Origin of the sequence: Aquimarina sp. AU119 (assembly GCF_900312735.1) — a bacterium.
In the GTDB taxonomy this organism is placed as follows: domain Bacteria; phylum Bacteroidota; class Bacteroidia; order Flavobacteriales; family Flavobacteriaceae; genus Aquimarina; species Aquimarina algiphila.
Map to the genome: position 1 here is coordinate 1 of NZ_OMPF01000028.1, position 9,059 is coordinate 9,059.

Genomic DNA, 9,059 nt, shown 5'->3' on the forward strand with positions numbered 1-9,059 from the left:
TTAATTGCAGTATCAAATAAGTTATTGAAACAGGCTTTTGCAATAGCAAAAAGTGGATTGCCTTATGATGAAAATTATATTTCAAGATTAAACTAAAAAGACTTGCTTTTTAACTCAGTTCTTTGTTGTGAACAGTTTTTTAGTAATTCTCTATTACAAAATTCATTTTTCCAGAATCCATTAGATAATTATAATTCCCATTCACCTTTTTGATATCATTCATGTCGAATTCTGTTTTTTTTATTCTAAATACTCTAACTCTTTCTCCATTACCATTTCCTGCCCATTCGTAGAGGTTTTTTTTCATAGTACTTTGATTATCCCAAACGTATACTTTATTCCAAGATTTTTCTATTATTCCAAATTCATTGAATTCTGTTATAGAACCCGGTGTATCGGTTTTTTTACAGCGAAATATGATATCTCCATTCTCAACTTTCTTATTAAAATATACCAAGTCACCGTACGTATCTTCATTATCCATTAGAAAAAGTCCAAAGACCACAAACCCGGAAATTGTAAGTATTAGAGTGATTCCAATCCCAATTACATATTTAGTTTTAACATTCATTTTGTCAAATTTTACCCAACGTTATAGTATAAGAATAGTAGCGAGGCAAAATGTTACTCTGTTTTTTGATTTTTCTGAGCAGTGATTGCTAACTTTTACTTTTTGCAAGCATTGCGTCTTACCAAATATACAAGAACCAATCAGTTATCACATAGCTGCTATGAACACATATATCCTGTTGTAACCAGTTTTACCTTACTTTATCATCTTTATAATTCTAGCTTTATAATTCTAGATATTTTTTAAACTTCATTTTTATTTATAAATCTTTCGCAAGACATAAGCTGTCCGGAATATTCTTTAGTATACCGTATTTCTCTATAGAATTATAATTGTTTCTTTGATAAAGTTTACCCGCTTCAGGTTGTTTTGAGCCCATAAAGAGTATACATCTGGAATATCCTAATTCTTTAGACCAGTTTTCTAATTCAGATAAAATTTTCTCTCCAACTCTTTGACCTCTTGACTCTTGCGATACATACATTCTTTTAATCTCCATAGAATTAAAATTGTATTCAGAGATTGCTCCGCAACCAATTGCTTTATCTTTTTTGAATGCTAAAACAACATAATTTAAATTAGAGATATCATTGAATTGAGATAAAGGATGAGTCTTACCGTCTCTTTCTGCAAGGTCTAAATTTAGTGATTGTACAAGTCTTTTAAATTCTGGATTTTGAGAATTTGTTCTTATTATTTTCATTATGTTTTAGAGTAAATTAAATGACGTACAACATTATATGTATAAATTTTCCTTACGAAACCACTATGGTTAATAAACTTTGTTAGTGATAGTTTTATTTTTCAATTAGTAAGTTTTCTAAATACCTGAGAGCAGAAGCTATTAAATTCTTCCTATTCTTAGCTTTTTGATTAAAAGATTTGAGTAGCTCTCTATCTAACTTTCGTCCTTTTATAAAAACTGATGAAGGATTTTTAAGTGCTGATAGTGTTATCAAAGGGTTACTATCCAGTATTAATAAATTAGCAAGCTTACCCTCTTCAATCGTTCCTATAGAATTCATAATAGAATGTGTTTTGGAAGCATTTACAGTAGCCGTTTTTAATACTTCATAATTAGAAAGCCCGGCTTCTTTGTAAAATTTTAGTTCCTGATGTATTGAAAATCCTGGAAGGGTTACACCAATACCTCCATCTGTTCCGCAAATTATATTTACACCTGCTTTGTGGAGCTTTTGTACGATGGCAATATGAAAGTAATGTTGATTTTTTATTCTACGAACTACAGTTGAATCTTTTAGTTTGGCATTAAACCAACGATCAAATTGTTTTTTACTGTCTACTTTTTTGATCAGTGGATTCATGTATTCCAATGATTCTGAATCTAAAATTGAATCGTCTATCATCATTTGATAGATATTATTAAATACTGTAATTGTAGGGCTATAACTGGTATGCTTTGAAAGTGAAATAGAATCAATAATGGATTGAAGTTTGATCGTATCTAAATCAAACTTTAATGGTTGTTGTACAATTTCTTCAGCATGTTCGATAGATTTGATTTGTGATTTTAAATGATACGAAAAAGGTACTTTTTGTGAAGGATGGGCAACAATATCAATGTTAGAAGTCTCAGCCTGTTCAACCACTGCATCAAAGATTTCTTTATCCAATCCGTAGTAAGTTTTGATTAAATCGTAACCTCTGTCTTTATATGAGATCACTTTTTCTTTAGCTTCACTCGGACTGGTTAGATTTAAATTATCGTCACCAATAAATTCAGTTCCCGTTAGTTTAGGACCCGTCGTAAAAAAGATGGGAGAGAAAATATTGTTTTTAACGACATCCTCCTTAATTCTTAGATGCATAGGCATACCCCATAAATTTCTAACCGCCGTGACTCCATTTGACAGGTAGAGACCAAGTTCGTACCTATCCCAAATATGAACGTGCATGTCGATAAGACCTGGTGTTATGTATTTGTTTTTTGCGTCAAAAATTTGAATTTTATCGACCTCAATAGTATCTGCAATTTTTTCAATTATACCTTCTTTTATGTATACCATTTTGTTTATTAAAACAGTATCCTGATTCATTGGTATTACATTAACGTTGGTAATAAGATAAGAATCATTAGCTGTTAGTTCATTCTTATCAATATTGAGATAGCTAGTTTTTTGTGAATCAACCCAAAGTATAATAATCGAGGTTAGCACTAATAAACCTATGATTGCTAATACAATTTTTAATAAACGTTTTAATATTTTCATTTATCTAATTACTGCTAAAGAGGTATATATGAGAAGTAGTGTGTTTTAACCACTATTTTTTATATATGTTGGTATGGTCAGTTTGCAGTTTATTATAATTAATTTTCATTTTGTTTTCTGCTAGTTCTAATAGTTCTTGAATAAAATTAGTTTTTTCTAAGTGCTTATCTGCATTCTTATTAATCTTTCTTAGATTATCAAAAGTGAGGTATTCAGGGTGATAAATCTCTGAAATTATTGCATATTGATGGCTATTATTGTCTTTAGTTATATTAAATTCATAAATGTAAATTGCTAATTTTGAAGGATTAATATTCCCCATTATTTTATATGTCTCTGTAAAATCAGTCTGAGGTAAAATCTCGCCAAAATAAAGGCTTTTCTTTTCAATTCTCCATTGATTCTTTTTGAAAGTTTCTCCTATAGATTGACCACTTAAAATTTTTAAATGCTCTTTTATGAAAGTACTATCTATAGTCTCAGTAAATTTTACAATAGCAAGGGTTCGCGTAATTTTCTTTCCATCATGTAAACTATATAAATTGGATATTCTTAGTTTACTATTTTGATTAAGAACTTTAACATTATAGTTTCCAAATTTAATTTTAATTCTTTCGCTATTAAGTAGTTTAGGTAATAAAAAGGATTCATGAGAAATTCGAGATAATTTTGAGTGATGATTATTACCACTACAACCAATAAGAACATTAAACAAAAATATGAATAGAATATATATAAAATGTTTGGTTTTCATCTCTTATAATTGGCTATAACGTTTCTTATATGTTGCGTTTGCTTCCCGAAAGGAGTATATGCAATATACAAATTGTTGTGTATAGTTTTTAATATGCAAATCGATTAAAAACGCCAATCAATTTCCATTCTTCATTCAAGTTTTTGTATAGACTGGAGTATCCTCCATTATTACCAAATTTAAAACTAATCATGCTGTATTTATTATCATCAGAAAAAATAGGTCTAGATATTGATAATGGCCAACCTCTCCATTTGTGGGGATTATTATTAAACCGTCTTATTTTCCTTTTCAGCTCTCTTTTTTGTTCTTTAGATTTTGGTTTAATAGATTCCAGAGCAGCATTTATATTAATTTTCTGGTTCTTTTTAGTCAGATAAACTTCATTTAGTTCGTCTATTTTCCATTCCGTTAAGTTTTGAGTAGTGGTTTTTGAAATTAGTTCAATTAAGATTATCGAATCTTTCAAAATCAGCTTACTTTCATTTAGCTCATATAGATAATTATTGATATTCCATTTGTCTGTCTTTAAATTAGGTTTGTAACCTTCTTTGTCAACAATCTTTGTTTTATCAACTAAAGCTAAATCTAATAAATCTTGAGAAGACATACTATAACTGAAAAGCGCTACGAATAAGTATAGTAATTTTTTCATTATTTGTTCAGTTTATTCTCAAAACTAAATTAGTTAGTTTATTCATAAAACTAAAAATGAGTAAACTTACTTTTTTAGAAGATTAACTATCCCAATGATTTAGTTATTAGATTTGATAATTAATACATAATTATACGTTCGTTTTATTTTTTTGTTTTCGTTTTTGAATTGCCATATACATTGCGTGAGGTAACATAATGAATGTCATTCCAGAAAAAGGGATCATATATACTCCGATTAGAACTACAATTAAATACGACCAAATAAATTTACTGGGTATATTTTCAGTAGTTTTTTCAATATAGTCAACTAAAAATCCAATTGGAATTAATAATATTCCAAAATAAACAAACCAAAATGCGGCAAAATTTTCATAATTCATTTGCCCATTTAATAAAGGGAATTCAATAAGTCCTTCACTAATTTTGAAAAACAGTTTATTGGCGAATTCTAGAAACTGTTTGCCAAATGCAAATGGCGAAACACCTAATAAAAAATGAGCAATTCCTATGTATAGTAATATTTTTCCGTTCGTTAATTTCATCTTTTTTCTTTATTTGACACAAAATTAATTACTTTCAAATAAATTGTTTTTGACCTAAATCAAATTATTTTTTATCCGCTCTTATCCTAATTAAGCGTTTCTTGAGTGATTCCTAAAAAAGTTGGAATATGACTTAATGGTGCGATTGATTCAATATTTAGATGTTGTTTTGTTAAACTTTTATAATGTTACATTGCTTAATTGTCTTAAACCGAAGTGAAAATATTCTGTTTCTAAATTAAACAATTACCTTGGATAGTATAATGTGAAATAAGTATTCGTAATCGTGATATTTTTTGGAGAGAAATTCAACTTTATCCTTTTTGGTTTCAAGAATAACGCAATCTTCCATAGTTTCAATATGATGAAGGTTTGGCTTGTCTGTTAGAAAGTCAGTGCTTGAAGTAAAGTAAACTAATCTATAATTTTCTGATTATTATTAATGTAATACGTTTTTAGAGATCTTTTTATCACATAAAGTAATTTGTTTTTGTTACTCTTCCACTACAATCTGCTTACCTTTTTTGTATTCAAGTATTTTACCGTTAGCCTCCCAACTTGAAATTGTTTCTTTCTCAAGATTACTATAATTAAGAGCTGTTTTATCAATTATTTCATTCAATTTTAATGACATACAACAGACTAGTATAAGAGTAGTAAATGGTTTTTAAGTATTAATTTATAGACTTAGATCCACTATAAACATAAAAAAGCGATTTCGATGAAGCACCGAAACCGCTATTGTTTTTATACATTGTTAGGCATTGGTGTTATTTCACTATTTTGATGATGTTTTCTACCATTTCTACTCTTGCAGTTGTTATAAAACCATCAAATTGTTCTTTGGTCATATTTGGGTTTTCAATAAACTCATAATTTGAAGTCCACACTATCATTGACTTGTTGTAACCTAAATCAATTACCTTAATCATATTGTTCATATTTTTTGCAGGAACTCCTTCGACAACTTGGTACGAGTAAGTTCTAGTTTTATCATCGAAGCCAGTTATCTTTTCTTTAAAGTGACCTTTTCCATCTGCTGAAGTACAAACTCTCTCCCCACCAATTCCTTTTGGACCTTTCCATTGCACTTTTGATACGAATGATGATAACTTATCTATATTGTCCATTTCACGAATTTGTTCCCAAACTTCATCTGCAGAACTTTCTATTTCGGTTACCAATGGTGATTGAGCTTGTAATGTAAAGGTTGAAAAAATAAATACGGTTAATAAAATTGCTATTTTTTTCATGATTTTAATTTTTGAATGTTATTGAAATTTGTTTTTATGTTTAAGTTTTTATTAATGTAGCCTTAGGGTACTTCTTCTTTATTTCCTTGTATTTGTTAGTTCCACCAGTAACACGTTCGCCTGTTTCGATGTAGTGTTTTAATCCTACAAGAGTGCCAGACAATTGTTTTTTAAATCCTCCTTTGGCAATTATTCCTAAAAAGGCTGGTTTTGTTCTAAATTGAAATTCATATGAAGCGGTTGAAGTTCCATCGCCATTGTCTTTTACTCGGTAAAAAGCTTGAGAATTATCAAAGTTTAAAGGAAGTTTCGCTCCATCAATAACTACATTACGCATTACCATATTTTCATTATCGATTTCTGCAATTCGCTCTTTAGACCATTGCGTCCCTTTAATATTAAAATTGCATTTACGTTTGGCTCCTAATTCACCTTTTAAAGAACCATTGGTATAATCTGATGTATATATATACGGTGAAAAGTTTGATATTTCTCAGTAATCTAAAACCATTGCTTTCCATACACGTTCAGCAGGTGCCTCTATTTTCATTTCTACCTTAACCGCACGAAATTTTTTTTCCATACTTTGTGCAGATACATTAATACTAAATATCCCTATTAGTATTAATGCTAACGTCGATTTGATTTTGTTTTTCATAATTTAAAATTTAAGTTCTACTACTTTGATACCGCTTTTGAGTTGGTGTTACAAAACCTATACAACTTTCTATAGTAGTTTTTCAATTTCTTTTACTTTATTCTGGCTAGGGGTTCCTGTTTCAACAAAGTGTTTCAAATCATTTGGAATGTATTCTATTTGTTTACTTAGTTGCATTTTCATCATAGGTCTCATAATGCTACCTATTAAACCTTTTGTTTTTACGACTAAATGCATTTGCACTTTTGTCTTTTCAGAGTCTATTGTTAACAGTTGCCAATTATTAATTGCAGTATCTACAAAAAAAGGAAAGCCTTGAATAACTTCATATTCAAGAATATAATTACCGATGTCAAATTTTTTGATTACCTCTTTGATCTTGCCTGACGGCAATTCGCAAGCTCTATTATTTGATGGAGCTCCCTTAATCACTGGTGAACTAAAACCTTTTGAATGATTTAAGCCTGATGCCCATTTGTAGGCATCACCAAATTGATTCCCCAGTATTTCCCATACTGCTTCTATAGGTTTGTTGATAATGATTTCTTTTTTGAATTCCATGTCAATAAATTTTATGTGCATTAATGATTTACTGTTTTGATACAGACAAGTACAATGTGTTACAAAATGAAAAAGGTTACTTCATCATGAAGTAACCTTTTTAATCATTTAAAAGAAGTTTTTCAGAACTTATAAATTGAAATAGGCAGAAAGTTTATCATTATTTATGAGCTCTTTGATAATGGTTTCTTTATTAAAATCTTCCTTAACTGGATGTTCTTGAAATAGTTTACTATAAGTTGATGTAAAATCATTTAAAGCTTCTTCATGATTGTCCTCAACAAAATCTTTTACTTTCGTTTTTGTTTTGATATTAAAAAGCATTTTTTCTTCGTCTAAAACACCCATTTGTTTCAAAGCTTTTGCTTTTTTTGGACATCGACAAGGATTTTTTTTATTAACGAGACCACATTTGTTGTTCATATAATTAAACAAATCTTTACGTGCTCTGTGAAGTTTTATTCTAAAATTTTGGGGGCTTATTCCAAAAATATCTCCTCCAAGTGTATGGTCAATTCCAAAACTTGCTCCAAGAATGAATATTAATCGCTGTTCTCTATTAAGGCACATAATCATTCCGCTCATACATTGAATCTGCATTTCTTTTGATAGTTCTTGATAGTTTATTTCATCTTCAACGCTCAATTCTGGATTTGGAACTTGGTCTAAGCGCTTTCCATAATCATCAAAATCAGAAAACTGTGCTTCGCCTTTTCTTCTTTTAGATAGTAAAAACTCATTAACAACGATACGATATAGCCATGTTCTAAATTTACTTTTAAAATTAAATTGTCCTAATTTGGTTATTACTTTAATAAGAACTTCTTGAGTTAAATCTTGAGCATCAATAGAGTTATGACACATTTTCCAAGCCACATTGTAAATGAAAGGCTGATGAAAACTTATAATTTTATTTAGAGATTCCCTATTGCCCTCTATAGCTTGTTTGACGAGGTTTTGTTGTTCTGTGTCTGAATAAGATTTACTAAAAGGAAATTCCATAGTATAAAGGTTTTTTTAGTTTAGATACAGAATTCTTAAAAGTGTTACAAAAGTTATTGAATTGAGGATTGTTTTTTTCAGTTTGTGACTAACGCCAAATATATAAATCGAATCAAGGCAAGTATACCTTAATCAATTGATCTATCTGCGTATTTTTATTTCTTTTTTTAGTTCTTCAATCAGTTTGTTTTCGCTCATCATATCCTGAAATATGCTGCTTTTAGGAAGAAAGTATAATGTCTTTAATTCTCCCGATTTCATATACTTTATTTTAAACGGTAAATCATCAAAAAGAAAAGTCCGTTCAATATTTTTTACATCATTTAATGGAATTAAATTTTTAGATGTTACATTTCCAATTGATAAAGATTGTTCATTCCAATAGACTGTTTTGAGTTTAGTTATTCCCATGCTGCGCATAATAAATAGACCGATAATCCAAAAAGTTATTATTATAAAGTTTGTTTTGAAGTCAAATATGAATAGCATAATAAAAACTATAATGGAGAAAATGATGAATTTTACAATTAATATTATCTGAAAGATTTTCGTAAGATTAGAAGATATTTTTTTATTCATTTTAATTTAATACTAACGTGTTCGTGTATGATGTCGTTACGTTGGTTAGGTTAAATTTAGCAAAAGAAAATAGAATAAAGGATTTGCAAATAATTATTCTGAATAAACAAAGAGTAAGTAATGCATTATACACGTCTTAAGTTTACAATCTCTTAATTTTAAGGTTTAATCAGAAAGAACAAAAGAGAGGAATAAGATTAATATACACGTAGAACATTGCAGTTCGTCAACATTGATAATCCCTTCTCTTT

Annotated in this window: 12 protein-coding genes; all 12 read right to left on the reverse strand. The window is 29.0% G+C overall.

From position 1 onward, the window contains the following. Positions 1-139: 139 nt before the first annotated feature. On the reverse strand, positions 140-571 hold the full coding sequence (locus tag DK442_RS24165; protein ID WP_109438497.1) for a hypothetical protein: 432 nt from the start codon (positions 569-571) through the stop codon (positions 140-142). Between the two features lie 259 nt (positions 572-830). After that, the gene (locus DK442_RS24170) at positions 831-1,274 is read right to left on the reverse strand and encodes a GNAT family N-acetyltransferase (protein WP_200825168.1); all 444 of its coding nucleotides are present in this window, start codon (positions 1,272-1,274) and stop codon (positions 831-833) included. A gap of 94 nt (positions 1,275-1,368) precedes the next feature. After that, positions 1,369-2,802: an amidohydrolase family protein gene (locus tag DK442_RS24175; protein ID WP_109438499.1), complete on the reverse strand. Its 1,434-nt coding sequence runs from the start codon at positions 2,800-2,802 to the stop codon at positions 1,369-1,371. Between the two features lie 52 nt (positions 2,803-2,854). Continuing rightward, positions 2,855-3,556, reverse strand: a complete 702-nt coding sequence (locus DK442_RS24180) for a hypothetical protein (RefSeq protein ID WP_109438500.1) — start codon at positions 3,554-3,556, stop codon at positions 2,855-2,857. 88 nt (positions 3,557-3,644) lie between these two features. Next, positions 3,645-4,211, reverse strand: coding sequence for a hypothetical protein (locus DK442_RS24185; protein WP_109438501.1), 567 nt, complete (start codon positions 4,209-4,211; stop codon positions 3,645-3,647). A gap of 130 nt (positions 4,212-4,341) precedes the next feature. Then, entirely contained in the window at positions 4,342-4,755 is a 414-nt protein-coding gene (locus DK442_RS24190; protein ID WP_109438502.1) for a DUF6463 family protein, read from the reverse strand. 770 nt (positions 4,756-5,525) lie between these two features. Then, a complete protein-coding gene (locus tag DK442_RS24195; protein WP_109438503.1) occupies positions 5,526-6,008 on the reverse strand; it encodes an SRPBCC family protein in 483 nt (160 codons plus the stop codon). A 40-nt stretch (positions 6,009-6,048) separates the two neighbouring features. Next, the gene (locus DK442_RS24200) at positions 6,049-6,345 is read right to left on the reverse strand and encodes a hypothetical protein (protein ID WP_160114334.1); all 297 of its coding nucleotides are present in this window, start codon (positions 6,343-6,345) and stop codon (positions 6,049-6,051) included. Positions 6,346-6,501: 156 nt separating this feature from the next. Further along, positions 6,502-6,666: a hypothetical protein gene (locus DK442_RS28370; protein WP_160114335.1), complete on the reverse strand. Its 165-nt coding sequence runs from the start codon at positions 6,664-6,666 to the stop codon at positions 6,502-6,504. 69 nt (positions 6,667-6,735) lie between these two features. Then, on the reverse strand, positions 6,736-7,227 hold the full coding sequence (locus tag DK442_RS24205) for an MxaD family protein (protein WP_109438507.1): 492 nt from the start codon (positions 7,225-7,227) through the stop codon (positions 6,736-6,738). A gap of 129 nt (positions 7,228-7,356) precedes the next feature. Further along, the gene (locus DK442_RS24210; protein ID WP_109438505.1) at positions 7,357-8,229 is read right to left on the reverse strand and encodes an RNA polymerase sigma factor; all 873 of its coding nucleotides are present in this window, start codon (positions 8,227-8,229) and stop codon (positions 7,357-7,359) included. A 141-nt stretch (positions 8,230-8,370) separates the two neighbouring features. Beyond that, the gene (locus tag DK442_RS24215) at positions 8,371-8,640 is read right to left on the reverse strand and encodes a hypothetical protein (protein ID WP_109438506.1); all 270 of its coding nucleotides are present in this window, start codon (positions 8,638-8,640) and stop codon (positions 8,371-8,373) included. Positions 8,641-9,059: the final 419 nt, after the last annotated feature.

Bases quoted from the DNA above. Each gene is read 5' to 3' on its own strand.
- DK442_RS24165 (WP_109438497.1), bottom strand. From the start codon at position 571: ATGAATGTTAAAACTAAATATGTAATTGGGATTGGAATCACTCTAATA.
- DK442_RS24170 (WP_200825168.1), bottom strand. From the start codon at position 1,274: ATGAAAATAATAAGAACAAATTCTCAAAATCCAGAATTTAAAAGACTT.
- DK442_RS24175 (WP_109438499.1), bottom strand. From the start codon at position 2,802: ATGAAAATATTAAAACGTTTATTAAAAATTGTATTAGCAATCATAGGT.
- DK442_RS24180 (WP_109438500.1), bottom strand. From the start codon at position 3,556: ATGAAAACCAAACATTTTATATATATTCTATTCATATTTTTGTTTAAT.
- DK442_RS24185 (WP_109438501.1), bottom strand. From the start codon at position 4,211: ATGAAAAAATTACTATACTTATTCGTAGCGCTTTTCAGTTATAGTATG.
- DK442_RS24190 (WP_109438502.1), bottom strand. From the start codon at position 4,755: ATGAAATTAACGAACGGAAAAATATTACTATACATAGGAATTGCTCAT.
- DK442_RS24195 (WP_109438503.1), bottom strand. From the start codon at position 6,008: ATGAAAAAAATAGCAATTTTATTAACCGTATTTATTTTTTCAACCTTT.
- DK442_RS24200 (WP_160114334.1), bottom strand. From the start codon at position 6,345: ATGCGTAATGTAGTTATTGATGGAGCGAAACTTCCTTTAAACTTTGAT.
- DK442_RS28370 (WP_160114335.1), bottom strand. From the start codon at position 6,666: ATGAAAAACAAAATCAAATCGACGTTAGCATTAATACTAATAGGGATA.
- DK442_RS24205 (WP_109438507.1), bottom strand. From the start codon at position 7,227: ATGGAATTCAAAAAAGAAATCATTATCAACAAACCTATAGAAGCAGTA.
- DK442_RS24210 (WP_109438505.1), bottom strand. From the start codon at position 8,229: ATGGAATTTCCTTTTAGTAAATCTTATTCAGACACAGAACAACAAAAC.
- DK442_RS24215 (WP_109438506.1), bottom strand. From the start codon at position 8,640: ATGGGAATAACTAAACTCAAAACAGTCTATTGGAATGAACAATCTTTA.